The sequence below is a fragment of the Massilia sp. NP310 genome, assembly GCF_019443485.1.
GTDB classification, from domain to species: Bacteria; Pseudomonadota; Gammaproteobacteria; order Burkholderiales; family Burkholderiaceae_D; genus Telluria; species Telluria timonae.
Window position 1 is genome coordinate 4,313,655 of sequence record NZ_CP080379.1, and the last position, 25,320, is coordinate 4,338,974.

Annotated in this window: 17 protein-coding genes and 1 tRNA gene; 9 read left to right on the top strand and 9 right to left on the bottom strand. The window is 64.2% G+C overall.

Annotated elements, in window-relative coordinates:
- The first annotated feature begins 45 nt into the window (after window positions 1-45).
- A complete protein-coding gene (locus KY496_RS18985; RefSeq protein ID WP_005663917.1) occupies window positions 46-2,118 on the top strand; it encodes a M13 family metallopeptidase in 2,073 nt (690 codons plus the stop codon).
- A 130-nt stretch (window positions 2,119-2,248) separates the two neighbouring features.
- Here KY496_RS18985 and KY496_RS18990 read toward each other — a convergent pair whose 3' ends face one another.
- A complete protein-coding gene (locus tag KY496_RS18990; RefSeq protein WP_005663916.1) occupies window positions 2,249-3,694 on the bottom strand; it encodes a hypothetical protein in 1,446 nt (481 codons plus the stop codon).
- Between the two features lie 551 nt (window positions 3,695-4,245).
- Between KY496_RS18990 and KY496_RS18995 the strand changes: the two genes are divergently transcribed.
- On the top strand, window positions 4,246-4,887 hold the full coding sequence (locus KY496_RS18995) for a PEP-CTERM sorting domain-containing protein (RefSeq protein WP_005663915.1): 642 nt from the start codon (window positions 4,246-4,248) through the stop codon (window positions 4,885-4,887).
- Window positions 4,888-4,989: 102 nt separating this feature from the next.
- On the opposite strand, the gene KY496_RS19000 is transcribed toward KY496_RS18995, so the two are convergent.
- Entirely contained in the window at window positions 4,990-5,871 is an 882-nt protein-coding gene (locus KY496_RS19000; protein WP_219861973.1) for a cytochrome c5 family protein, read from the bottom strand.
- Between the two features lie 175 nt (window positions 5,872-6,046).
- Here KY496_RS19000 and KY496_RS19005 point away from each other — a divergent pair.
- From KY496_RS19005 to KY496_RS19030, 6 genes are all read left to right on the top strand, one after another.
- Window positions 6,047-6,122, top strand: a tRNA-Arg gene (locus KY496_RS19005).
- A gap of 273 nt (window positions 6,123-6,395) precedes the next feature.
- Window positions 6,396-7,481 carry an acyltransferase gene (locus KY496_RS19010; protein WP_005663913.1) on the top strand — a complete coding sequence of 362 codons (1,086 nt, stop codon included), beginning with the start codon at window positions 6,396-6,398 and terminating at the stop codon, window positions 7,479-7,481.
- A 664-nt stretch (window positions 7,482-8,145) separates the two neighbouring features.
- Window positions 8,146-9,549 (top strand): TIGR03013 family XrtA/PEP-CTERM system glycosyltransferase, encoded by a 1,404-nt coding sequence (locus KY496_RS19015; protein WP_005663912.1) that lies wholly within the window; start codon window positions 8,146-8,148, stop codon window positions 9,547-9,549.
- A gap of 90 nt (window positions 9,550-9,639) precedes the next feature.
- Window positions 9,640-11,748 carry an XrtA/PEP-CTERM system histidine kinase PrsK gene (gene prsK / locus KY496_RS19020; RefSeq protein WP_005663911.1) on the top strand — a complete coding sequence of 703 codons (2,109 nt, stop codon included), beginning with the start codon at window positions 9,640-9,642 and terminating at the stop codon, window positions 11,746-11,748.
- A gap of 14 nt (window positions 11,749-11,762) precedes the next feature.
- On the top strand, window positions 11,763-13,127 hold the full coding sequence (gene prsR / locus KY496_RS19025; RefSeq protein ID WP_219861975.1) for a PEP-CTERM-box response regulator transcription factor: 1,365 nt from the start codon (window positions 11,763-11,765) through the stop codon (window positions 13,125-13,127).
- A 24-nt stretch (window positions 13,128-13,151) separates the two neighbouring features.
- Window positions 13,152-14,579 carry a NosD domain-containing protein gene (locus KY496_RS19030; protein WP_219861976.1) on the top strand — a complete coding sequence of 476 codons (1,428 nt, stop codon included), beginning with the start codon at window positions 13,152-13,154 and terminating at the stop codon, window positions 14,577-14,579.
- Window positions 14,580-14,583: 4 nt separating this feature from the next.
- On the opposite strand, the gene KY496_RS19035 is transcribed toward KY496_RS19030, so the two are convergent.
- The 6 genes from KY496_RS19035 to KY496_RS19060 all read right to left on the bottom strand — a co-directional run bounded on the left by KY496_RS19035 (window position 14,584) and on the right by KY496_RS19060 (window position 21,388).
- Complete coding sequence (locus KY496_RS19035; protein ID WP_040775560.1) at window positions 14,584-15,459, bottom strand: hydrolase 1, exosortase A system-associated; 876 nt, start codon at window positions 15,457-15,459, stop codon at window positions 14,584-14,586.
- 19 nt (window positions 15,460-15,478) lie between these two features.
- Window positions 15,479-16,324, bottom strand: a complete 846-nt coding sequence (locus KY496_RS19040) for a hydrolase 2, exosortase A system-associated (RefSeq protein ID WP_005663902.1) — start codon at window positions 16,322-16,324, stop codon at window positions 15,479-15,481.
- Complete coding sequence (locus KY496_RS19045; protein ID WP_005663900.1) at window positions 16,321-16,569, bottom strand: acyl carrier protein; 249 nt, start codon at window positions 16,567-16,569, stop codon at window positions 16,321-16,323. Before KY496_RS19045 ends, KY496_RS19040 begins: the two co-directional genes overlap by 4 nt.
- A gap of 11 nt (window positions 16,570-16,580) precedes the next feature.
- The gene (locus KY496_RS19050; RefSeq protein WP_005663898.1) at window positions 16,581-18,041 is read right to left on the bottom strand and encodes an oligosaccharide flippase family protein; all 1,461 of its coding nucleotides are present in this window, start codon (window positions 18,039-18,041) and stop codon (window positions 16,581-16,583) included.
- 280 nt (window positions 18,042-18,321) lie between these two features.
- Window positions 18,322-20,487 (bottom strand): glycosyl hydrolase family 79 C-terminal domain-containing protein, encoded by a 2,166-nt coding sequence (locus KY496_RS19055; protein WP_005663896.1) that lies wholly within the window; start codon window positions 20,485-20,487, stop codon window positions 18,322-18,324.
- A gap of 22 nt (window positions 20,488-20,509) precedes the next feature.
- On the bottom strand, window positions 20,510-21,388 hold the full coding sequence (locus KY496_RS19060; protein WP_219861978.1) for a glycosyltransferase family A protein: 879 nt from the start codon (window positions 21,386-21,388) through the stop codon (window positions 20,510-20,512).
- 339 nt (window positions 21,389-21,727) lie between these two features.
- On the opposite strand from KY496_RS19060, the gene KY496_RS19065 reads away from it, so the two are divergent.
- Window positions 21,728-22,672 (top strand): hypothetical protein, encoded by a 945-nt coding sequence (locus tag KY496_RS19065; protein WP_157225420.1) that lies wholly within the window; start codon window positions 21,728-21,730, stop codon window positions 22,670-22,672.
- A gap of 90 nt (window positions 22,673-22,762) precedes the next feature.
- Here the strand turns inward: KY496_RS19065 and KY496_RS19070 are convergent, their stop codons facing one another.
- A complete protein-coding gene (locus KY496_RS19070) occupies window positions 22,763-25,093 on the bottom strand; it encodes a hypothetical protein (protein ID WP_219861979.1) in 2,331 nt (776 codons plus the stop codon).
- Window positions 25,094-25,320 lie beyond the last annotated feature (227 nt).

Genomic DNA, 25,320 nt, shown 5'->3' on the forward strand with positions numbered 1-25,320 from the left:
AGCGCCGGCCCGTTTTGCATTGCACTCACAACAAAGAGAGAGAACATGAAACGACATTTGTTCAGCGCTGCCGCACTCGTGCTGGTAGCTTCGTTCGCGCACGCCGAATCCGGCGCCGCCGCCCCTGCCGCCCCTGCCAGCGCCGCCAAGGCCAGCGCGGCAGCGTCGGGCATCGCCACCCAGTACATCGATGCCGGCGTACGCCCGCAGGACGATTTCTTCGAACACCTGAACGGCAAGTGGCTCAAGAGCGTCGAGATCCCGGCCGACAAGTCGACCTGGGGCGCCTTCCACCAGCTGCGCGACGACACCCTGCCGCAACTGCGCGCCGTGATCGAGAAAGCTGCGATGGAACGCAGCGCGGCCAACGGCACCGAAGCGCGCAAGATCGGCGACTTCTACGCCAGCTATATGGACGAAGCGCGCCTGGAACAGCTGGGCGCCAAGCCGCTGGCCGGCGAACTGGGCAAGATCGCCGCGCTCAAGAACAAGAATGAACTGCCGGCCATGTTCGCCCACCTGGGCCGCATCGGCGTCAACGTGCCCTTCGTGTTCTTCATCCACCAGGACGCCAAGGATTCGACCAAGTACGTGGCTGACCTGTACCAGGCCGGCCTGGGCATGCCCGACCGCGACTACTACCTGAAGCTGGACGACGCCAAGCTGGCGGACACCCGCGCCAAGTACCAGCAGCACGTCGAGAAGATGCTGGCGCTGGCCGGCGGCAAGAATGCCAAGGCCGATGCGAAAGCCATCGTCGAGCTGGAAACCGAGCTGGCCAAGGCGCAGTGGACCAAGGTCGAGAACCGCGACCCGATCAAGACCTACAACAAGGTCGAACTCTCGAAACTGGCCGCCATGGCGCCGGGCTACGATTGGCAGCAGTGGCTGAAGGCGTCGGGCCTGCAGGGCAAGGCCGACTACCTGATCGTCAGCCAGCCGACCTACCTGAAGGGCTTCGCTGACGTTCTTGGTCGTATTCCGCTGGAAACCTGGAAAGCCTATCTGCAGTTCCAGACCGTGAACGGCTACGCCAACTACCTGTCGAAAGCCTTCGTCGACCAGCGTTTCGCCTTCAACGGCACCACCCTGGCCGGCATCCCGCAACTGGAACCGCGCTGGAAGCGCGGCGTCTCGACCCTGGAATCGAGCCTGGGCGACGCGGTCGGCAAGCTGTACGTGGCGAAGCACTTCCCGGCCGAGCGCAAGGCGCACATGGAAGTCCTGGTCAACAATCTGCTGGCCGCCTATAAAGAGTCGATCGACACTCTGGACTGGATGAGCCCCGCGACCAAGAAGGAAGCGCAGGCCAAGCTGGCCAAGTTCACGCCGAAGATCGGCTACCCGAACAAGTGGAAGGACTATTCGGCCCTGACCGTGAAGCGCGATGACCTGGTCGGCAACGTGATGCGTTCGCGCGAAGTGGAATACAACCGCGAACTGAACAAGCTCGGCAAGCCGATCGACCGCGACGAGTGGGGCATGACGCCGCAGACCGTCAACGCCTACTACAACCCGGAGCTGAACGAGATCGTGTTCCCGGCCGCGATCCTGCAGCCGCCGTTCTTCGACGCCAATGCCGACGACGCGGTCAACTACGGCGGCATCGGCGCCGTGATCGGCCACGAGATCAGCCACGGCTTCGACGACCAGGGTTCGCAGTATGACGGCGACGGCAATATGCGCAACTGGTGGACCGAAGAAGACGGCAAGCGTTTCGGCGAGAAGACCAAGGCGCTGATCGCGCAATATGCCGCCTTCAGCCCGCTGGAGGGTTACCACGTCAACGGCGAACTGACCCTGGGCGAGAACATCGGCGACAACTCGGGCCTGGCGATCGCCTATAAAGCCTACAAGATCTCGCTGAAGGGCAAGCCGGCGCCCGTCATCGACGGTCTCACCGGCGACCAGCGCTTCTACATGGGCTGGGGCCAGGTGTGGCGCACCAAGATGCGCGAACCGGCGCAGATCGCCCAGATCAAGACCGATCCGCACTCGCCGGCGCAGTACCGCGCCAACGGCACCCTGAAGAACCAGCCTGGTTTCTACGAGGCGTTCGGGGTCAAGGCGGGCGACAAGATGTACCTGGCGCCGAAGGATCGCGTGATCATCTGGTAAGCCAGGGCTGTCCAAGCCGAAAATAGTGCTGCATATATAAAAGGCCCGGTCGACGACGACCGGGCCTTTGTGCTTGTACCGTGGCTACGCGCGGAAGAGCTGGTCGGCCGTTCCCCGCGATACAGGACGGTCAGCGCGCCAGGCTGGAATAGCTGCAGGTCTTCGAATAGCCTTTCTTCGGATCGCCGAATACGGCGGAGGTGCAGGCGGTTTTTGCAGTAATGACCTTGGTGCTGTAGGCGCCCGGCACGCCGTAGCGCACCTCACGGGTACCGGTGAAAGAGCAGGTATAACCTTCGGTGGCGCACTGCTTCCAGGTTTCCGGCGTCGTCGGCGCAGGCGCAGGCACAGGCGCAGGAGTCGTCGGCGCCGCCGTCGAACCTGCCGCTTCATAGGCACCGATATCGAGCGTGCCGGAAACCAGACGGGATTCTCCCGAAGCCGTATGCTTGTACTGCGCGGTTGGGGCCAGGCTGACGCCGGCCGCCGACTTGCCCGGTGCGGTGCCGGCATTGATCACCAGTGCGTTGGCGAGCGGATGCAGGTCGAACTGCGCGCGGTTGACGAAGCCTGCGGCCACCGAACGATAATTGCTCTTCTGCACGGCGCTGCCCTGGCTGGTCACGGTGCCTGTGCCGCTAAAGATATTGTTCTGCAGTAAGACCGGGGTCGTCACTTTGCTGCCGACCAGGACGAAGGTGCCGCGCGAGCTGTCGTCGTTCAGGAAGGTATTGTTCACGACATACAAGTCCTTGCCCGGATTTGTCGCACCTTCCATGCCATAGGCCAGCATGCCTGGATTATTGTGGACCGCCGGCTGGTGGATCACGTTGCCGACGACGTAGGCGGTACCGGCATTCGGCAGGTCGATCTCATAGCTTGGTGCACCTGCCTTGGCAGTGGCCGATGGCGTGCTCGAGAAACGGTTGTAGCTAATCGTATTGACCTTGGCGCGCGACTTCAGATTGTGGCCGACCAGGGCGTCGTGCGAATAGTTATAGCGGAACGCGAGGCTGGCGACATTGCCGATATATAAGTTATGCGAATAGCCATCGCCCGCGCCATTGCGTTCGAATTCGCTGTATTCGATCACGATATTACTGTTGGCGTTGGCGCCGCTCAGAATTCCGTTTTCATTGCCGCGCAGGTAGGACGAGCGCAGCGTGAAGTTAGTGCCCTCAAGGCGTAGCGCGGCGCCGTTCTTGTCTGGCACCTTGGCGCCGAACATCTCGACGTTCTCGACGGTGATGTTATTGCCCTTGACCACCCAGATCGCCTTGCCTTGAGCATTCTTGCCGGCAGCATCGATCTTCGGGCGGCCGTTCACGCCGCGGATAACGAGGTCGCTCGGGCTGATGGCGCAGACGTCACCACTATAGGTCTTGCCACCCTGGATCTCGATGATGTCGCCGGCCTTGGCCTTGGCGAAAGCGGCGCAGGGCGCCGCGTAGGTCTTGCCAGGACCGACGGACAGGGTGGCGGCCGAGGTGCTGCCAATGGCTGCCAGCGACATCAGCAGCGCGGCGTTCAGGCGAAAGACGTGGTGTTTGGTCGATGCAGAGTTGCAGAATTGCATGGTATTTATCCTGTAAAAAATTCCGCTTGGAATTTGTTCCGGTGGGAAAGTTTTGAAGGATACGATATTTACGGCAGTCTACTTGTAACCAATTGTGACAGTGCAATATGGAAATATTTAACAATTACTAACCAATGAATATGAACGGCAACTATTTCATGCAAGTATTTTTGTTCAATAGTGCCAACTGTTTCTGAGCAGTTTAAATTTTCTTTCGAGCAATATTTTGAATCAGGTTTTATTTTGGTATTCAAGAAAATTCACGATAAGGGATTCAACGGCAATACAGTGCAGCGAAATACCACGCGGCATATATCCGTTGCTGGAAGCTGCCCGGGAAGCTTGCGAGAGGAGGAGAATGAACGAAAAGTTGCGCAGAAGACCGATAGTGCAAGGTGATCGCTCGACTTGAGGTAGTGTCGGTATAATTTACAGCGCCTGGATTTGCTTCCGGTAAGCTCGAGCTAATTCACTGATTTTTATAGAAATCAGGCCAAAAGGCATGAATTTTGCTTTGATGTAAGTATAATATTTTGCATCAAGGGGAAAGCATGCGTAAATTTATTGGATCGATTCTTGTAGTCGCCGCAACACTGGGCGCGGGGTCGCAGGCTGCGGTCGCGGCGCCGGTCGTCACTGTCGGTTCCGCCTACTCCTTCTATCTGCAAGGGAGCGAAAGCGATGAGGCGTTTGCCGGCGTCGCCACTTTCGATGACGAGGCAGCCATGGCGGTTCGGGGAGATAGTTTTCTCACCGTGAGCGAATCCGAGAGTGACTTGGGCAATGGTCGATCACTCATCAGTATTCAGATTCGAAGCACTGGCGATTTATTCCCGGTGTTGGGAGAAACAGCGATTTTGGGTATCGGTCTGTTCGATTATCCGCTCGAATTGATGAGCGTCGTTAATTTGTACGAGGCCCGTATTTCTTTCCTCGATTCAAATAATAAGCTGCTCATCGAAACGGATAATCTTGCTGACGGGGTATATCAGAATTATCCTTGGGACGGTTTTTTCCCGGCCACTGACGATGCGTTCGGAACCGAACAAATCGGCGGACTTGGCGTGTTGGGCATTAACTTCGATTTCTTCGTGAGCACCGAGCCGACCGCAGTCCCCGAGCCGGCTGGCGTCCTGCTGGTCGGACTTGGGTTCATGGCCATGCTGACCACGCGCCGTCGCCGCCTGCACTGATCGAAGCGACGTTATTGCTGGGTTGCGCTGCAACAACGTTCATGATCTTTCAAACAAAAAAGCACCCGGCTGGGTGCTTTTTTATTGGAGCCGCAGCGCGTCTTATTTGACGGCGGCCACCATGTAATCGACCGCGGCCTTGATCTCGGCATCGGGGAGGGTAGAGCCGCCTTTTGGGGGCATGAAGCCGGCCTTGCCCTGGAAGCCCTTGATCGCGTGTTCGTACATCACGTTAGCGCCCTGGCCGAGACGCGCGGTCCAGGCCGCCTTGTCGCCGAATTTCGGCGCGCCGGCGATGCCAGCGCCATGGCAGGCGATGCAGGCTGAATCGTAGGCTTTCTTGCCAGCGTCGGCGCTGGCAATGGCTGGCGCGGCTGCCGGGGCAGCGGCGGGCGTTGCGGCCGGAACTGGCGCTACCGGTGCGACGGTGGTAGCGGCGGCATCGGCCGGCGCCTCGGCCGCAGCCGGGGCAGGCGCGGGCTCGGCCGGCTCCTTGAAGCTGGCGCCACTCTTGTTGGTCATGAAGACGACGGCGCGCTCGACCTCGAGATTGTCCAGGTCCGGATTGCCGCCCTTGGCCGGCATCGCGCGGATGCCTTCGATGGCGTGTTTCAGCAGGGTGTCATAGCCTTGCGCCAGGCGTGCGCCCCAGGCGCCGTTGTCGCCGGTCTTCGGCGCCCCGGCCATGCCGCTGTCGTGGCAGGCTGCGCAGGTGGCGGCATAGACGGCGCCGCCGGCCTGCAGCACGCGCGGCGCATTGGCGTCGACCAGGGTGAAACCTTCTTCGGAAACGGGGCGAATGCGGTTGGAGATGGCTTCGGCGCTCTGGCCGTCGGTGCCGGCGCCGGTGGTGGCGGTACTGGTCACGAACGTGACGAGTAAAATGATACCTAGAACAATAACCAAGAAGAATCCCGTGACGGCAACGACGAGCTGTTTAGGCGTGCGGATGAGGGATTGGTGTTCGTTGTGTGCGTCGCTCATGATTTCCTTAATTCAATTAAAAAAACCGGCCACTGGGGCACTGCGATCTAGTGGCTTTTTGCAAATGCCGTCAAGAATCTTATTATAGTGTAATCCTGCTTTGGTGTAGGGGTTTTTCCGCCTCTCCCCATGGACGTACTTGCGGAAAGACTGTATCCTTCGTCACGCCTCCAGCGCGGCTGTAGCTCAGTGGATAGAGTATTGGCCTCCGAAGCCAAGGGTCGCTGGTTCGATCCCAGCCAGCCGCGCCATTCCGGCATCATTGCCATCGTTTTCCTTTCTCCTTCCGAACGTCCCGCATGCGCCAGCATGTCGCGGTCTCGCGTCCGTGCTCGCCGCTCATACCGCGCATTCGACACTTTTGTGTAATGACGCACGCGCACAATTGACATTGATCAGTGTTGACTTTAAGGTAAGTGGGAGTTGGCAGGCCCTTCATTGCCGGCAGGCTCGATTCGGCAGTTTCTCGTGCCATGCGCGACGACTTTCCCGCGCATGTTCCGCACTCTTGAAAAGGACCTTCCATGACCCTCGACCATGGCCTTCGCGACCGTATCGCACTTCTGCGGTTCGTCATGATCTTCGGCGTCATCATGCTGCATACACCGCAGTACGTGCCCATGGCCGAGATCGGCAATGGCTGGTTCGATGCCACCAAGGCCTTTTTCCAGCTCGCCGTGTTCCGCGCCACCGTCCCGGTGCTGACCGTCATTTCGGGATTCCTGCTGTTCGGCGCCGCCCTCGATCGTGCGCCGGCCCGCCTGTTCAGCAAGAAGGCGCGCACCATCCTGCTGCCCTTCCTGTGCTTCAACCTGCCGCTGCTGCCCCTGGCGCTCGGAGCGCAACTGTTTGCCGGTGTCGAGATGTCCGCGCAACTGTGGCCTTTTGAACCGATGGCCTGGCTCAACGCCGCCTTCGGCCTGACGGCGTCGCCCGTGAATTACCCATTGAACTTCCTGCGCGACCTGCTGGTGCTCATCCTGCTCGCGCCGGCATTCGGCTGGTTACTGCGCAATTACGCCTGGCCGGGCCTGGTGCTGGTGTCGGTGGTGTTCTTCAAAAACTACGATGGCGTGCTGGTGCTGCGCGACGTGATGGCGGTGCTGTTCTATGTGGGCGGCATGGCCGCCGTGCGCGGCTGGAACCTGCGCCTGCTCGACCGATACGCAGTGCCGTGCTTCCTGTTGTTTTTGCTCGCCTGCGCCGCCATCGTGCATTTCCGTGTCGCGAACACGACCTATCTGCGCCTGGTCGCTCCGTTCCTGATCTGGCCGGCTACCGCCTGGCTGGCGGCGAGCCGGCTCGGGCCCTGGCTGGTCGGCATGAGCAAGTACAGCTTCTTCATGTTCCTGGCGCACGCCCCGGTGCTGTTGCTGACCTGGCTCCTGTACAGCCGCTATGGCAGCGCCTTGCCCTATCCCTTGTACTGGGTCATGGCGCCGGTGCTGGTGACGGCCATCCTGGTCGCCGTCTACCGTATCGCCAACGTCCTGATGCCGCGGCTGTTCCCTCTGCTCATAGGCGCAGGACGACGCGCGCGGCAGCCGGCACCGGCGGCCGGCGCCATGCCGGTGGTGGATGCGCCCCAGGCCGCCGGGGCGAAACTCTGAGGCGCACACTTGCTATAAATCAATATTAGCTTTAAAACAATAGCGCACGATATCCATCGTTGCGCTGCATACTGTTGAGTCAATGCTAAAATTTCTTTCCCTAAGCGCAGGTGAGCTTTGCAACAGTCTGTCTTACCCGTGTTGCATTGACCTGACGCGGCAGTGAACCATCGTTGAGTCTGCTTGTGTTTCCATGCTATATTTACTGTTAAAAATATAGCAAAAAACTACCATGCTTGTGATATATAAAATGCATGGTTAAGCAATGGTTGTCTGGATTTGCTTGTACAGGCGACAAGTCATCGACATTACACAGCGCTGACCTACTATGGCGAGCACATGATCAGCGACAAGCGGCGTGGGGAAACATGATGACAGGGCTGTTGCCCTGTGGGAAATTTTTTCTACCCCGCGCACGGCAGATCTAGCGATAAAGAAACAAATCTCAATCTTTGCTATATTGATAATGTCGCGTAGGAAAATTTATTAACCAGGAGGCGGACGAGGTCGGCGATTGTCGTCAATACAACACGTCCTGGCGAGCGCGACACGTTATAGCTATTGTATGAGACCATGCGCGCGCTGCTGTCGATGCAGCCGATGCCTTGTGGTCGTTTTGCCAACTCAGCAAGCAGTGAAGCAATAATAAATTCTGGGGAATAAAATGTTTCGGATCTCTAATCACTATGTGTCGAAGATCGTATTCGTCCTGCTGTTCGTAGAGATATTGATCCTGCTTGGGGCCGCCTATGCGGGCGCCGCCATGCGTTTTCTTGATGTCGGCGCGCCGGCGACGGCCTTGCAGCTCGATCACTTCATGGCCTCGGCAATCGCCTTCGCGGTGGCGGTGAGCTTCAGCATGAGCGCCATGGGGATGTACCAGCTCGATTTCGACGAAGGCCTGCGCCATCCCTTCCTGATGAAGCTGATGCCCGCCTTCCTGATGGGCTTCCTGATCCTGACCCTGGTGTTCTATATCGCCCCCGACCTGTATTTCGGCCGCGGCATCCTGCTGCTGGTGTTCGGCCTGGCGGCGGTCGGCATCTTTACGGCGCGCATCATCTTCTTCAAGACGTCCGAGCTGCGCCTGATGCAGTCGCGCATCATGTTCCTGGGCAGCGGTCCGCTGGCCAAGGAGTGCAGCGAACTGGCGCAGAAGAAGACCAGCTACCACCGCTACAATATCGCCGGCTTCATTCCGGTCGCCAGCGAAGAGGTCTGCGTGCCTGCCGGCGACCTGCTCAAGGTGCGCGACGGCGATTCGCTGGTCAAGGTCGCCAAGCAGTACGGCGTGCAGGAAATCGTGGTCTCGGTACAGAACCGGCGCGGCAGCTTCCCCATCAAGGAACTGCTGGACTGCAAACTGCAGGGCCTCAAGGTCACCGACGCCGCCACCTTCTTCGAACGCGAAACCTGCCAGATCCGGGTCGATTCGCTTCAGCCGAGCTGGCTGGTGTTCGGCGGCGGCTTCGACCAGAGCTTCATCCGCACTTTCATGAAGCGCGGTTTCGATCTGGTGTGCAGCACCCTGATCATGGTCATGACCCTGCCGATCATGCTGGCCGCGGCGATCGCCGTGTGGCTGGAAGACCGCGGCCCCGTGTTCTATTCGCAGGAACGGGTCGGCAAGGACGGCAAGATCTTCCGGGTGCACAAATTCCGCAGCATGCGCACCGATGCCGAAAAAGGCGGCAAGCCGCAGTGGGCGGCCCAGAACGATCCGCGCGTCACCCGCGTCGGCAATTTCATGCGCAAGACCCGCATCGACGAACTGCCCCAGGTGTTCAATGTGCTCAAGGGCGAGATGTCCTTCGTCGGTCCGCGGCCCGAGCGTGCTTATTTCGTGGAGCAGCTGATCGAGGTGGTGCCGTATTACAATGTACGTCATAGCATCAAGCCGGGCATCACCGGCTGGGCCCAGGTGCGTTACGGCTACGGTTCCTCGGCCGAGGATGCGCTGCAAAAGCTGCAGTACGACCTGTATTACGTCAAGAACAACAGCCTGTTCCTCGACGTGCTGGTCCTGATCAATACGCTCAAGGTCGTGCTGTTCCGCAGCGGGCGCTGACGGCCGTGCCCCGGGTGGTCCCGGGGCCAGGCATCGGTGTGGCCTCCTTACCCGGATTTTTTCAATGCACGTTCTCATGGATGGCGCACGTTGACCAGCATTGCCGTCTACAGCTATAGCGTCGCCGCCGTCGGTTTCTTCCTGCTGATCGGTCTCCTGCTGACGATCTGGCGCGGCCGCAGCCACGTCGCGCCGGTCGCGATCGCCTGCGCGCTCACCGCGCTCTGGTCCGGCGCCCTGGCCCTGGAAGCCGCGTCCGGCCTCGGGCTGTGGTCGGTCTGGACCGACAAGCTCGAGATCCTGCGCAGCGGCGCCTGGTGCGTCGTGCTGCTCCTCTTGCTGGGCAACTACCGCGATCCGGGCAGCCGCTGGCCGTTCGGCCTGCGCACCCCGGTATTCGTGGGCGGCATGGTCTACCTGGGCCTGCTGCTGGCGACGGCGTTGCTGCGCACCGACCTGATGCTCAACTTCGACGGCCTGCTGCCGAACGTGACGGCGCGCGTGTGCCAGGCGGTGCTGGGCATGCTGCTGGTCGAGCAGGTGTACCGCAACAAGACGGTGCAGGAGCGCTGGGCCATCAAGTTCGCCTGCCTCGGCATCGGCGCCATGTTCGCCTACGACTTCTACATGTACAGCCAGGCGATGCTGTTCCACGAGATGCACCAGGACACCTGGGCCGCGCGCGGCATCGTCAACGCCCTGGCCATGCCGCTGATCGGCACCGCGATCAAGCGCGGCGCCTCACGCGCCAATGCGCTGGCGCTGTCGCGGCGCGTGATGTTCCATTCGACCGCGCTGTTCGGCTCCGCGCTGTACCTGATGGCGATGGGCTTCGCCGGCTATTACCTGCGCTACTTCGGCGGCAGCTGGGGCGGCGTGATGCAGGTGGTGTTCCTGTGCGGCGCGCTGCTGGTGCTGGCCGGGACCCTGTTCTCGGGCACCTTCCGCGCCTGGCTCAAGGTTTTCATCAGCAAGCATTTCTACAGCTACGGCTACGACTACCGCGAGGAATGGATGCGCTTCACGCGCACCCTGTCCGAGCACAGCGCCAATATCGGCGAACGCGCGATCGAGGCGGTCGGCGCCCTGGTCGAAAGCCCGGGCGGGGTGCTGTGGCAGCGCCGCGACGGGGAACCCGACAGCGGCGGCGCCGGCGCCTATCGCCCGGCGGCCGGCTGGCAGGCTTCCAGCAGCGCCGTCGAGCCGGCCGATTCGAAGTTCTGCCGCTTCCTGGAAACCACCCAGTGGGTGATCGACCTGCACGAATACAAGGCCCTGCCCGAGAAGTACGGCGACCTCGAACTGCCGGAATGGCTCAAGGCATTCCCGCGCGGCTGGCTGGTGGTGCCCCTGATCATGCACTCGAAACTGTTCGGCTTCGTGGTGCTGCAGGACGCGCGCAGCACGGTGGCCCTGAACTGGGAAGTGTTCGACCTGCTCGAGATCGCGGGCAGCCAGGCCGCCAGCTACCTGGCGCAGCAGGACGCCGCCAACGAGTTGATGGTGGCGCGCCAGTTCGATTCGTTCAACCGCATGTCGACCTTCGTGGTGCACGACCTCAAGAACCTGGTGTCCCAGCTGTCCCTGATGAACGCCAACGCCGAAAAGCACCGCGACAATCCGGAGTTCCAGCGCGACATGCTCGATACGGTCGACCATTCGATCCAGAAGATGACGTCGATGCTGCAGAAACTGAGCCGCAACGACGCCCCGGCGCGGCCGCGCGCCCTGTCGGTCGAGGCCGTGGTGCGCCAGGCGATCGCGCTCAAGAGCGCCCTCGAGCCGCATCCGTCGCTGCAGGTCGAGCAGCAGGGCCTGATGGTGCTGGCCGACCGCGAACGGCTCGAGCGCGTGCTGGGCCACCTGATCCAGAACGCGATCGAGGCCACGCCCAAGAGCGGCCAAGTGAACGTCAGCATCCGCCGCCAGGGCAACCGGGTCGCGATCACGGTGGCCGACACCGGCGCCGGCATGACCGAGAAATTCATTCGCGAGCGCCTGTTCAAGCCGTTCGAGTCGACCAAGCCGGCCGGCATGGGCATCGGCGTGTTCGAGAGCCGCGAATACATCACTGAACTGGGCGGCGCGCTGGACTTGACCAGCACGCCCTCGGTCGGAACCACTTTTACCGTCACCCTGCCGTTGTACCATGAGGCCGGCGCCGGCATTGCCGCCGGCGCCATCGATCGCGCAGCGTGAACTGAGGAATAGCCGTGACCCAAAACAAACCGAAACTGTTGATCATCGAAGACGACCCCGGCCTGCAGAAGCAGCTGCGCTGGAGCTTCGATGCGTATGACGTGGTCGTCGCCGGCGACCGCGAAAGCGCGCTGGCGCAGATCCGCCGCCACGAGCCGGCGGTGGTCACCATGGACCTCGGGCTGCCGCCCGATCCGGACGGTTCGACCGAAGGCCTGGCCACGCTGGAGCAGATCCTGGCGCTGGCGCCGGACACCCGCGTGATCGTCCTGACCGGCAACCAGGAGCGCGCCAACGCGGTCAAGGCGATCGCCATGGGCGCCTACGACTTCCACCAGAAGCCGTGCGAGCCCGAGGTGCTGAACCTGGTGATCCAGCGCGCGTTCTTTTTGCACAACCTGCAGATGGAAAACCGCCGCATGCAGTCGAACCAGGCCGATTCGCCGATGGCGGGCGTGATCAGCCGCGACGCCGGCATGCTCAAGGTGTGCCGCAACATCGAGAAGGTGGCCCCGACCTCGGCCTCGGTGATGATCCTGGGCGAATCGGGCACCGGCAAGGAAGTGCTGGCGCGCGCGCTGCACGCGCTGTCGCCGCGCGCCAAGGAGCGCTTCGTGGCGATCAACTGCGCCGCGATTCCCGAGAACCTGCTCGAGAGCGAACTGTTCGGCTACGAGAAGGGCGCCTTCACCGGCGCCGCCAAGCAGACCAAGGGCAAGGTCGAACTGGCCAACGGCGGCACGTTCTTCCTCGACGAAGTGGGCGACCTGCCGATGGCGCTGCAGGCCAAGCTGCTGCGCTTCCTGCAGGAGCGCGTGATCGAGCGCATCGGCGGCCACGAGGAAATCCCGGTCGACGTGCGCATCGTGTGCGCGACCCACCAAAAGCTCAAGGAATTGTGCAGCACCGGGCGCTTCCGCGAAGACCTGTACTACCGCCTGTCGGAGATCGTGGTCACGATCCCGCCGCTGCGCGCGCGCCAGGGCGATGCGGCCCTGCTGGCCCACCATTTCAAGAACAAGTTCTGCGCCCAGGAATCGCGCCCGACCCTGCACTTCGCGCCCGACGCGATCGCCGCCATCGAGGGCTACCAGTGGCCGGGCAATGTGCGCGAGATGGAAAACTGCGTCAAGCGCGCCGTGATCATGGCCGACGGCCCGACCATCGTGGCCGACGACCTGGGCCTGCCCGGCGATGGCGCGCAGGTCGAGCAACCGCTGAATTTGCGCCAGGTGCGCGACGAGGCCGAACACGCGGCCATCGTGCGCGCGCTAGCGCGGGTGGACGGCAATATCGTCAAGGCTTCCGAGATGCTGGGCGTGAGCCGTCCGACCCTGTATGACCTGATGAACCGGCACGGCATCAAGAGCAGCGCATGAAGTGCTTCCTATGAAGTGCTTCCCATGAAGCGTGGCGCGCGTCTGGCGCTGGCGGCGACCCTGCTGGCCGGCTGCGGCGTGGCGGCGGGGCTGTTCGCGGCCGAGCGTGCCGGCGTGATGCCGCGCACCCTGGCGCCCTACATCGAAAAGCGCAGCAGCGGCCACAACGCCGTCATCGTCGGCGCCGGCCAGTTCGCCAGCCGCAGCCTGCTGGCGCTGGACCGCGGCGCAGCGGGCGGCGCTCCCGCGCCCGACCTGGCGGCCCTGACGCTGGGCGCCCAGCCGCAGCCGGCCGGAGCCGCCGGTTCCGATGATGCCGCGGTCGGCGACGTCGGCGCCCTGCGCGCCGCCATGGCCGCGGCCACGCCGGGCACGACGATCACGCTGGCGCCAGGCAGCTATCGCATCGAACACCGTGCGCTGGAAGCCAGCCGGCCCGGCAGCGCGCAGGCGCCGGTCGTGCTGCGCGCCGCGCGGCCGGGCACGGTGACCTTGCTGTCGAACGTGCCGGTCGCGATCCGGGTCAACGCCCCGCACTGGCGCTTCGAGAACCTCGCCATCGACGGCGCCTGCGCCGCCCACGACGACTGCGAGCACGCCTTCCAGGTGACCGGCGCGGCCAGCCACTTCGCGGCCGTCAACAACACCCTGCAAGGCTTCAACGCCCACTTCAAGATCAACGGCGCCGCCGGACGCTTTCCCGACCATGGCCTGATCGAGGCGAACACCCTGTCCAATCCGGCGCCGCGCGCGACGCGCAAACCGGTGACCCCGATCGACCTGGTCGCGGCCAGCGACTGGACCGTGCGCGGCAACATCATCCGCGACTTCGTCAAGGCGGGCGGCGACCGGATCAGCTACGGCGCCTTCGCCAAGGGCGGCGGCAGCGGCAATCTGTTCGAGCGCAACCTGGTGTGGTGCGAGCAGGCGCTGGCTGGCCAGCCGGGCCAGCGCGTCGGGCTGTCGCTGGGGGGAGGCGGCACCGGCAAGCCGTATTGCCGCGACGGCCGCTGCATTACGGAACAAGAGCGCGGTGTCGTGCGCGCCAACCTGGTCGTCGGCTGTTCCGACGTCGGTATTTATCTCAATAGCGCGGCCGATTCCCGGATCGAGGACAACACCCTGGTCGACACCGCCGGCATCGACGTGCGCTTCGCCACCAGCAGCGCACGGATCGACGGCAACCTGGTCGACGGTCCGATCCGCAGCCGCGACGGCGGCCTGCTGCGCCTGGGCGATAACCGCGACGCGGCCTTGTGGCGCTCGTACGCGGGACTGCATCCGGTGCGCGCCCTGTTCGCGGCGCCGGCCAGCGGCGATTTCCTTTGGCACGACAGGGCGCCGGCACGCGCCATGCCGCGCCAGGACGGCGTCGACTTGTGCGGCGCCGCGCGTGGCCAGGCGAAGGCTTACGGCGCCTTCGAGGATTTCGGCGCCTGCCTGCGCCGCTGAGGATTTACCAGGAGCGCAGCCACTCGGCGGTCCAGCGCGCGACCTGGTCGCGCCAGGCGCGGCGCGAGAAGGTATGGTCGGCGTCGTCGATCTGGCGCCGCGTCACGCGCGGCGGGGCCAGCACGCCTTTCCAGGCGCGGTCGGCGTCGGCCAGGTCGCAGAATTCGCGCGCGGTCAGGTCGGCGCCGGCGATCACCAGCAATACCTGCCCGCGAAAATCCTGCAGGCCGGCGCGCATCCGTTCCGGCAGCGAAGCGGTGGCGGCGGCGGTGGCAGGCGCGGGCCCGCCCCTGGCCTTGCGCAGCAGCGCCACCAATGACGCCAGCGAACGGCGCCAGTCGAGGCCCCCGCGCAGCAGCTGTTTCCAGAAGGCCGGGTCGCGCAGGCGCGCCCGGTAGTAATGGCGCAGGGTGGCGCGCGCCAGGCCGTCCTCGGTGCGCACCCAGGGATTGAGCAGCACCAGTCCGGTCACGCGCGGGTCGCGCGCCGCATACATGCCGATCGCCGAAGCGGCGTCGCACAGGCCCCACAGCACCACTTCGCGCAGGCCGGGCGAGGCCGCCATGAAGGCGTCGATCGCGGCGCGCAGGTCGTCCTCGACGTCGTCGAACGGGCGGATCGTGCCCTCGCTGTCGCCCATGCCGCGGTAGTCGAAACGCAGCACCGGCACGCCGTCCTGCGCCAGGTCGCGCGCCAGCAGGGTGAACTGGCGGTGGCTGCCGGCCCGGTACTGCGGGCCGCCGACGACCACCAGCACGCCGCGCGCGCCGGATGCGGCATGACCCGGCAGGCTCAGGATGCCGTACAGCCGCTCGCCGCCGCAGTCGAAGGCGAGCGCCCGTTCTTCCGGGGGCCGGTCCGGATCGGTAGCGGCTTCCATATGCCTGATCTCCACGCCTTCAATGCCCATGCAGTCTTGCCTCCAGCGCGGCCGTGCCGGTCTCCAGCCAGGCCGCATTCTCGGTGATCTCGGTGGTGGTCCAGAACGGCGCGCTGTGGACCGGGTGCAGGCGCAGGTCGACACCGGCGTCGCACCAGGCGGCGGCGGCGCGCGCGGCGCCGGGGGACGGCTCGGCGCCGGCCTGGGTGACCGCCTCGATCCAGTCGACCGGGCAGGCCGGGCGGAAGGCGTCCAGCGGGTCGAGCGCATCGAGCGCGCGCGCCAGGTGGGGATCGAGGTCGTAGCCGGCAATCTCGAGCGCTTCGCCGGCCAGCAGCGCCGCACGCAATTGCGCCGTGCCGCCGCCGGCGTCGCCATCGGCCAGCAGCGCGCCGGCCAGGCGCAGACGCAGGAACTGGGTCAGGTAGGTGGAGCCCTTGAGCACCGGCTGCCACAGCAGCATGCCGGCCACCGGGTGCGCCGCCGTGCGCGCGTAGTCGAGCGCCAGCAGGGCGCCCAGGCGCAGGCCCCACAGCCGCAGCGGCGCGTCGGTTCGCTCGCGCAGCCAGGCCGCGGCCTGGGCCAGGTCGGCCTTCCACAGTTCCCAGCGCGCGTCGCCGAAGTCGCCGCTGCTGTCGCCGCAGCCGGCCAGGTCGATCTGCAGCACGGCGTGGCCGGCCGCGGCGAAGGCGCGCGCCTGCAGCGCCGCCATGCGGCGCGCGCGGTTCAGCTCTTCGGCGAAGGGATGCACGTACAGCAGCGCCCCGCGCGCCGGGCCGGCCGGCGGGTGATATAGGCAGAAGCGCTGCCCGCCGTCCGCCTTCAGGAAGAAGGGTTCGGCCGGCGCGCCGGCGGCGGCCTTCATGCGCCGCGCTTGTCGTCCACGAAAGCGGCCAGGCTGCCCAGGGTGGAGAAGGTGCTGGCGCTGATGTCGTCGTCGTCGATCGCGATGTCGAAATGTTCCTCGAGGGCGGCGATCAGGCTGATCACCGCCATCGAGTCGAGTTCGGGCAGCGCGCCCAGCAGGGGCGAGTCGGCGCTCAGCTGGCGGCCGGCATCGCCCAGGCTGAGGACGTCGGTGAGGATGGTCTTGATTTGGTCGAGGATCATGCGAATTCCATTCACGGATTGGGGCGCAGCAGCGCCAGCCGGGTCTTGATCGGGGCCGCCAGGCGGTGCACCTCGCCCACCAGTTCATGGCGCGTCAGGCGCAGCAGCAGGTACCAGGCGACGGCGATGACCGGCGCCATGGCGAGCAGGCGCAGCAGCGGCGCCAGCGAGGACGGCAGCGCCATCGCCAGCAGCATGGCGGCGCCGCTGGTGCCCAGCGCCACCACCGCGCTCGGAAGCAGGGCGCGCAGCAGGCGGCCGATGCCGAGGTCGAAATAATGACGCTGGATGTAGGCGCGCAGCGGCATGGTCAGCACCGTTGCCAGGCACAGCGACCATGCGAAGCGCACCAGCGAACCATCGTACATCCATACCCCGAACCCGATGCGCGCGAACAGGATGGCGAGCACGAACACCGCGCTCATGTAAGGGCGCCCAATCGCGGTCAGCGCGAAGCTGACATACTGGAACGTCATTACCGAGGCGGCCGCAAGCGTCAGCGGCAGGATGGCGGGCACCGCCTCGAGCCAGGTCGGGCCGTACAGCGCCAGGACGATGTCGTGCCCGAGCACCGCCGTCAATCCCAGCGCGGTCCAGCCGACCCCGGTCAGCAGGACGGTGGCGCGGGTCAGCACCGGCGCCAGCGATTCGCCGCGGTGGAAGATCTGCGCCATGTAGGAAACGGCGCCGTAGGTCATGGTCGAGCCGGCGATGTGGATGAAAATCTGGACGGTGGAATTGGCGCGGCTGAGCAGGCCGACCTGGCTTGCCGAGCCGAGCTTGCCGAGCAGGATGTCGGGAATCGCATTATTGATCGCCACAGACGTATTCGAAATGAGAGAACCCGCGCCGAAATTGACGATGCCGCGCCAGTGGGTGAACGCGGGCAGCCATGGCATAGTGCGTGGCCGGAAGGGAGCCAGGGCCACGATACTCACGAGAATATTGATCAGGTTGGCCCACGCCAGGCTCATGCTGCCGAATCCGAGCTTGGCCAGCACCAGGCAACTGGCGCAATAACTCAGGGTGCCCGCTGCCGTTACGTAGGCCTGCTTCTGCGCTTCGAATTTGCGCGAGAGCATGGCATTGGTGATCGAGCCGAAAGGAATGAACACGAATCCGAGGGCCAGCACCTGCATGACCGGCACCATCTGAGGCTCGTCGAACGCGGCGCCGATCGGGCCACTGGCGAGATACAGGCACAGGGCGATCAGCCAGGACGAGGAAAACAGTACGCCAGCCGCCGATTGGAGTTTCTCGGGAGTGAGATCGTTCTCGCGCTGGATGTATTGGTTGACGCCGAAATCGCGGAACACATGGGCGAAATTGACGAACACCACGGTCATCGAAAAGACGCCGATCTCGCTCGGACTCAGGATGCGCGCGAGCAGGACGCTGACGATGAACTTGAGCACCGTCGCCCCGGTCGAGGAACAGAAGGTGATGAACAGCGATCGTCGCAGGTTTGCCATGGTTGTCAGGACTGTCGATGACGGCGATGGCGCTTCAGGCGCACGGCCCCGGCGCGACGATGGGCGCGCCAGGCCGGGCAAGGCACGGATGGCTGTCTGCAGTGCGAACTCGGATCGGATTCTTCATGGACGAATATCTGCGGCATGCACGCCTGGCGGCATGCGATCGATTGCTGTAATGCACAATATTATATGCTGCATCCCTATTTCCTCAGGGTCGCACGATACATTTCTTACATGAAAACTGAGTGTGCCTGCCAGTGATTGCCCACATGGCGACTCAGTCGTCCTGCGTTTTGTTTCGGGGAACGATGGCCCATACGGGCATCTTGCTGTAGTCCGGCTTGTCGGCCCGTGCGTCGAAGCGTTTCCAGGCCTCTGCGGCATGTGGAATGCCGGACGTCGCCGCTACCGCCAGCGCGGGCTGCATATTGGCCGGATAGCCCAGCGGCGAGTCCGAATAGCCCGACATCCGGCCGGGCGACCAGCGTCCCTTGCTGGCCGTGCGCAGCCAGTCGCTCTGCTCGCGGCTCGCGCAGGGCTGGTCGATATATTTCAGGCCCTGCGGATGCTTCAGCTTCTTGCTTTCGTTGAGAATGCTGTCGCCGCCAAAATTAAACTGGTACATGGTGGCCAGGTCGTCGAACAGCGGCTCCTTCGGCCCAGGGCGGAATTCGAGATGATAGGCCGAGGCCTGGATCCAGCAGAAACCGGGCGTCGTCATGCGCCCGACCGCATACTTCGCTTTCCAGCGCAAGATGGGCAGCGCCTTGTCGAAGCCGAGTTCTGCGAGATACCCGAAGCTCCAGGTAAGGAAGTCGTCCTGCCATGGCGCCGATGCCTTCACCTTGAACGAACTGGCGCCCGAACTGTCGTACACGCCCAGGCGATTCGGATTGCCCACCACATACGTCGCATGGTAGAAGGCCAGGTTATTGTCGAGCTGCTTGGCGAAATACCCTTTCAGCGGATGGGCGTCGGGGGTGATGTAGGCGGCGTGGCCGAGCGTGCGCAGCGACCATGCCTGGCCGCGTACCTGCTGCCAGCGCACCAGGCCCTGCCCGCGACCCGAATTGCCCGGATCGGTTTCGAGCGGATTGCTGGCGGCCCAGAAGTGCAGCTCTTCCAGGTAGTAATAGTCGCCGGTAAGCAGGTAGGGCAGGTAGGCGAGCGAAGGCTGATGCGAGGTGTCGTGCTTGTAGGGCGTGTCGCACAAGCCCTTGCCGGCGCAGCGCGGCACCGGCAGCGGCGGCCTGTTTGCCAGGTTCATGTGGGTGGAGACGAGGCGATTGGCCGGTGTGTCGGTGCGCAGCGGGTATCCGGTGCGTTCATCGCGCAGGTGGATCGACCAACTGCCCGAACCCTCGGCGGCCGCGATCATGCTGGCGCGCGCGCGCAAGTCCGCCGACAGCAGGTATTGCACCGACCAGCCCGGTAAAGGTCCGATATCGTCGCGCCCACCGGTCGCCGGCATGTAGCGGTTGACGGGTCCGATCGTCATCGGGCCGGTTTTTCCGGAGCCGAGCCGGGAAGCCTGGTCAGCCAGCGAACGTTCGCTCGGCTTGATGCCCTGGTCGTAGTTGGGCACGGCGCGCGAGGCGATCAGGTAGGCGCTGTCGGGGCGGATGTGCAGTTCCGGGGCGCGCGTCTCGTTCCACCAGGCCAGCTGGCGCCAGCGCGCGTGATGGTAATGGCGCAGTCCTTCCCTGGCATACACGGTGCGTCCGCCCACCTCGACCTCGACGTCGTAGTCGAGGTTGCGCGCGCCGGCCTGGAAGGTCCTGGTGTTCTCGACGACGACCTCGACCCGTGCCTGTCGTTCCAGGCCGGGATACCAGCGTACGGCAAAGCGCGCGTCCAGCAGCGGATGGGCGGCGCCGCCCTGCGCCTTGAATGGCGCCAGGCCGCGCCACTCGCGCGCCAGCGGGCCGTCGAGCCAGGCGCCGGTGTTCTTCTCGCCCCTGGCGCCGGCGGCCGCCTCGGCCAGGGTGGCGCGGTAGGTCACGCCATCGATCGTGAGCGTGACGCTGGCCGTCAGGCCGTCGGCGAGCAGGCGCTTGACGGTGACGTCGGCGGCGCGCGGCTGCGGCGCTTGCTCCTTCACCAGGTCGAGGTCGGCGTTTGCGCGCGCGCCGAGACGTGGCAGGACGCCGGAGAGGACCGCATGGCGCACCGAGCCGTCCGCATGAGTGGCCTTGACATCGACCTGTAGCGGCAGCAGGGCGCCGTCTTGCAGGCGCGCCGCCAGGCGCTCGTTCTTGCCCAGGTCGCCCGGCGCGAAGACCTGGCCGAAGGTGAAGGGGACGTCGGCCTGGTCGGAGCGCAGGTTCTGGAGGCGGACTTCAGCGAGAGGGGATGCCGCCAGCGCGGCGGTGCTGGTCAGCACGAGCGCCGCCGCCAGCAGACGGAACAGGCGCGGCGCGGAAAAAGAGGACGGGCCGGACATCGCAGCGGTGGGCGTCGGTGCGTCAGCCCGCCGTGGTCGACTGCGCGAGCGTGGCGCCGGCCCCTGGCGCGGCGTCGAGCGCGCGAATCACGTCGCGCGAGGTGGCTTCATACTTGCTGTTAATGAAGCGCATCGAACCGATGAAGTGCAGGAAAGCCGTTTCCGCGGTGGCGCAATCGGGGGTGCCATACTTGGGGAAGGGCAGCGTGCGGGTGCCGCGGGCATTGGCCACCAGGTAGTTCGAGGTCACCTGCTCGGTGCCCCAGCGCTTCCAGTCCTCGCCCAGCTTGGCGGTCATGCGGCGCGAAAAGTCCAGCATGGCGTCGCGCATGGTGTCCGAATGCGGGAAGCCGGTGAAGCCGGCGCAGCCGCGCACGTACAGGGCGTCCTGCGGCAGGCCGACATTGACCATCTCGCTCTCGGAAATGGTCTGGATGTGGGCGCCCGGCTTGAGCACGCGCAGCGCGTGCTCGCGCACCGCCGGCAGCTGGCGCAGCGGGGTGTCGGACAGGTCGGCCAGCACGAAACCGGTGCCGTTGCGCACGCCTTCCACGATTTCGGGGATCGGCTGGACCGTGACGGTATCGGCGTCGAGCTGGACCACATAGGTTTCGCGCACGAAGCCCGAGATCGCGTACAGCCTTTCCCACACGCCGCCGCGCGGAATGTCGGGATGGACGAATTCGTCGGCGTGGTGCAGCTCGATGTGCGGCACGTGCTGGCGCAGCACGGCACGGTCCTCATCGGTGATCGAGGGATCGCACACCACGACCACCCGTTCCGCGTTCGCATAACGGACGAAGGACTTGAGCGCGACCAGGTAGGCGAGAACGTCGCGGGTATGGACCATCGACAGCAGCATGAACGGCAGGTTGCCGCGCTCGACCGGAGGGGTCGACAAGATTTGCCGGGTCGCCTTCGTGTGCCGGGAACGGAAATAATCCCGTTTCAGGCGCTGAACGATCCTCTGAATTAAAGACATCCTCACTGACTCCTGTATCCGCATGTCGGCAAGCGTCGCAGCTTTGCCGGACGCTGGCGTGATACTATTGCATTTCTTGCAATAGCGCGCGATTATTATATGCTGAATTGTGCAGCGCACGCGTTCCGTGCTGCATTTTTTGCCAGATGACATTATCTTCATGCCTGAAGACGGCATACCGCCATCCAAATCCCTGACGGAGCGCCATTGAGTAAGCAGCAGGTAACATTTTTCTTGCCGGATCCGCAACAAGTACGCTTGTTGCAGGATGCCGATCCGGACCGCGACTGGCGCCTTTTCAGCACCGGGGTGCAGGTATGGGTCGGGCAAACCTATCTGCGCCTGAAGCGGGCCGGGTATCCGGTGGCGCTCAGCGCGCTGGCGCCGGATGCGGGCCTGGTGGTGGTCCATGCCGACCATGTGCCGGTGCTGCTGTGCCGGCGGCGTTGGGGGGCGGCCCTGACCATCGTGGCGGCGCGCGCCGACCGTCCGCACCAGCCGCATGCCGATGTCGAGATCGTGCAGAACGCCGCGTCCGCGCACGGCGGCAGCGCCTTCCACGTCCAGCACTGGCCGCAGCCAGGCCTGGTGGCGCGCGATCCGCAGCGCGGCAACACCGTGCGCACGGTGTCCTTCAAGGGGACGGTGGGCGAGATGACGCCGGAATTCGCCGCACCCGAGTGGGCCGACGGCCTGCGGCGCCAGGGCATCGAATGGCGCTGCGACGCGGTGGCATGGGGCGGCAATGCCGCGTCTTACCAGACCAGCTGGAACGACTACCACGATACCGACGTGGTGCTGGCGATGCGCAAGGACGTGTCGCACCTGCACGTCAAGAAGCCGGCCAGCAAGTTGATCAATGCCTGGCTGGCCGGCGTGCCGGCCATTCTCGGTCCCGAGCAGGCCTACCGCGAGTTGCGCCGCTCGCCGCTGGATTACATCGAAGTGGCGTCGGCGCGCGAGGCCGGGGAGGCGCTGGCGCGCCTGGCGAGCGAGCCGGCGCTGTACCAGGCCATGGTCGAGAACGGATTGCGTCGCGGTGAAGAAGTGCGGGCCGAGGCATGTACCCGGGTCTGGGCCGAATTGCTGTTCTATACCATCCCGGCGCGCCGCCGCGCACCGGCGCCGCTGGCGCTGGCCGGCCTTGGCCTGCGCAGCCTGCGCTGCCGGCTGCGCGCCTGGCGAACGGCGTCCCCGGCGTAAAAAAAAGCGGCGCCACCGCCAGGTGGCGCCGCCCCGGATCGGCTCCCGGACGCTGGCTTCAGGCGAAGCCGGCCGGGATGCCGCCTGCGGTCAGCGTGGAACGATGTTCCATTGCGGGCCCTTGCTGTAGTCGGGCTTGTCTGCGCGGCCGCTGAAAACGGTCCAGGCCTGGGTCGCGTTGGCGATGCCCGAAGTCGCCGCAACCGCCAGCGCCGGCTGCATATTGGACGGGTAGCCCATGGTCGAATCGGAGTAGCCCGACATGCGGCCCGGAGACCAGCGCCCCTTCGACGCGACGCGCAGCCAATCGCTCTGCTGGACGCTTGCACAAGGCTGGTCGATATACTTCAGGCCCTGCGGATGCTTCAGGCGCTTGCTTTCGTTCAGAATGCTGTCGCCGGCAAAGTTATAGGTGTGCATGGCGGTCAGGTCGCTGAAGATCGGTTCCTTGGCGCTTGGGCGGAACTCCAGGTGATAAGCCGAGGCCTGGATCCAGCAGAAACCCGGCGTGGTCATGCGGCCGACAGCGTACTTCGCCTTCCATTGGAGGATCGGCAGGGCCTTCTCGAAGCCGAGTTCGGTCAGGTAGCCGAAGCTCCAGGTCAGGAAGTCGTCCTGCCATGGGGCCGAAGCGGCCACCTTGAACGAACTGGCGCCAGAGCCGTCGTACACCCCCAGCTGGTTTGGATTGCCGACCACATAAGTCGCGTGATAGAAGTTCAGGTTGTTGTCGACCTGTTTGACAAAATAGTCTTTCAGCGGGTGGCTGTCCGGGGTGACGTAGGCGGCATGGCCGAGCGTGCGCAGCGACCAGGCCTGGCCGCGTACCTGCTGCCAGCGCACCAGGCCCTGGCCATAGCCGGAATTGCCTGGATCGGTTTCCAGCGGATTCGCAGCCGCCCAGAACAGCAGTTCTTCGAGATAGTAGTAGTCGCCGGTCAGCAGATACGGGAGGTAGACCATCGACGGCTGGTGGGCGGTATCGTGCGAATACGGCGTACTGCACAGCTGCTTGTTGTTATTGGCGCAACGCGGCACCGGCAGCGGAGCCTTGTTTGCCAGATTCATGTGGGTCGAAATATTCTTGTTGGCCGCGCTGTCGGCGCGCACCGGGTTGCCGGTGTTCTCGTCGCGCATGTGGATCGACCAGCTGGCGGCGCCATCGGCGGCGGCCATCATCGAGTTCAGCGCGCGCTGGTCCTTCGACAGCAGATAAGCGACTGACCAGGAAGGCAGGGGGCCGATGTCGGCGCGACCGCCCGTGGTGCCCATGGCCGCCATGACGGGACCGATCTTCATCGGGCCGGTGTTGGCCGTGGTGATGCCCTTGCCCAGATCGGCCAGCATGCTTTCCGACGGCACGACGTTCTGGTCGTAGTTAGAAACCGCTTTTGATGCGATCAGGTAGGACGTATTGTGACGCACGTGCGCCTGTGGCGCGCGGGCAGCGTCCCACCAGGCGCTCTGGTGCCAGCGCGCGTGATGGTAATGGGTCAGGCCAGCCTTGGTGTAGATGCGGCGGCCGGCGACATCGACGCTCACGTCATATACGAGGTTGCGGGCGCCTGCCTTGAAGGTCTTCGTGTTTTCGACGACGACGTCGACCCGTGCCTGTTTCGACAAGCCCGGATACCAGCGTACGGCGAAACTGGCCGTCAGCAGGGGATGCACGACGCCGGCGCCGTTCTTCACCGGGGTGCTCACGATCCATTCGTTGGCAACCGAACCCGACAGCCAGCTGACAGGCTTCGGGGAAGCCAGCGCATCGGCCAGGGAGGCGTTGTACTGCACGCCGTCGGCGGTGATGACGACGTTCGCGCTCAGGCCGCTCGCGGCCAGGCCTTCGAGGGTCACCCTGCTTTTTTCGGACGCGGTCGATTTGACCAGCTGGATCTTCTCGATCTGGCCGACGGCCAGGGTCGGCAGGATGCCGGACACGATCACGTGACGCACCGAGCCGTCGGCGTGGGTCGCCTTGATATCGGTCTGCAGGCGTAGCAGGGTGCCGTTCGACAGGCGGGCCGCAAGGCCTTCGGTCGGCGCCATCTGGCCGGCCGCGACTACCTGGCCAAAGGTAAACGGCACATTCGTCTGGGCCAGGCCGGTATTCTGGATCTCGACATCGGTCAAGGTGGGGCCGGCGACGATCGCGGCCGGCGTGGTCACCGGCGTGAGGACGGTCGGGGTGGTCGGTTTCGGGGTGAAGCCGGTGGTGGTCTTGGCCAGCGACGTACCGGAGTCGGTGTACGACACCGCGTCGGGCGCGAGGTCGTCGCCACCGCCGCCGCCGCAGGCGCTCAGCATGGCGGCGCTCAGTGCGGTGGCGATGACGGAGGTGCAGCGTGCAGTCAGGCGGGCCGGCTTGGCGCTGTGATTGCTGCCACGTTCCGCGCGGCTCGGGGTGATCTGGTCAGGGGTCATGGGAGTTGGGGTGTCGTTTCGCAGTGGAATTAATTTCCGTGTGGAACTGAACTTTACCCTGACAAACATTTCCATGGGCCAATTTTGAACAGATTTTGCTGATTTTCTGCGCAAAAACAACGAAAATGTCGAACTTGAAAGTATTTACGCAAATAAAGTCAAGCGTATTTTTGCCGAAAGACGTAAAAAAGCTACAATATTCTTGGTTTTTTTACACTTGTGACGGG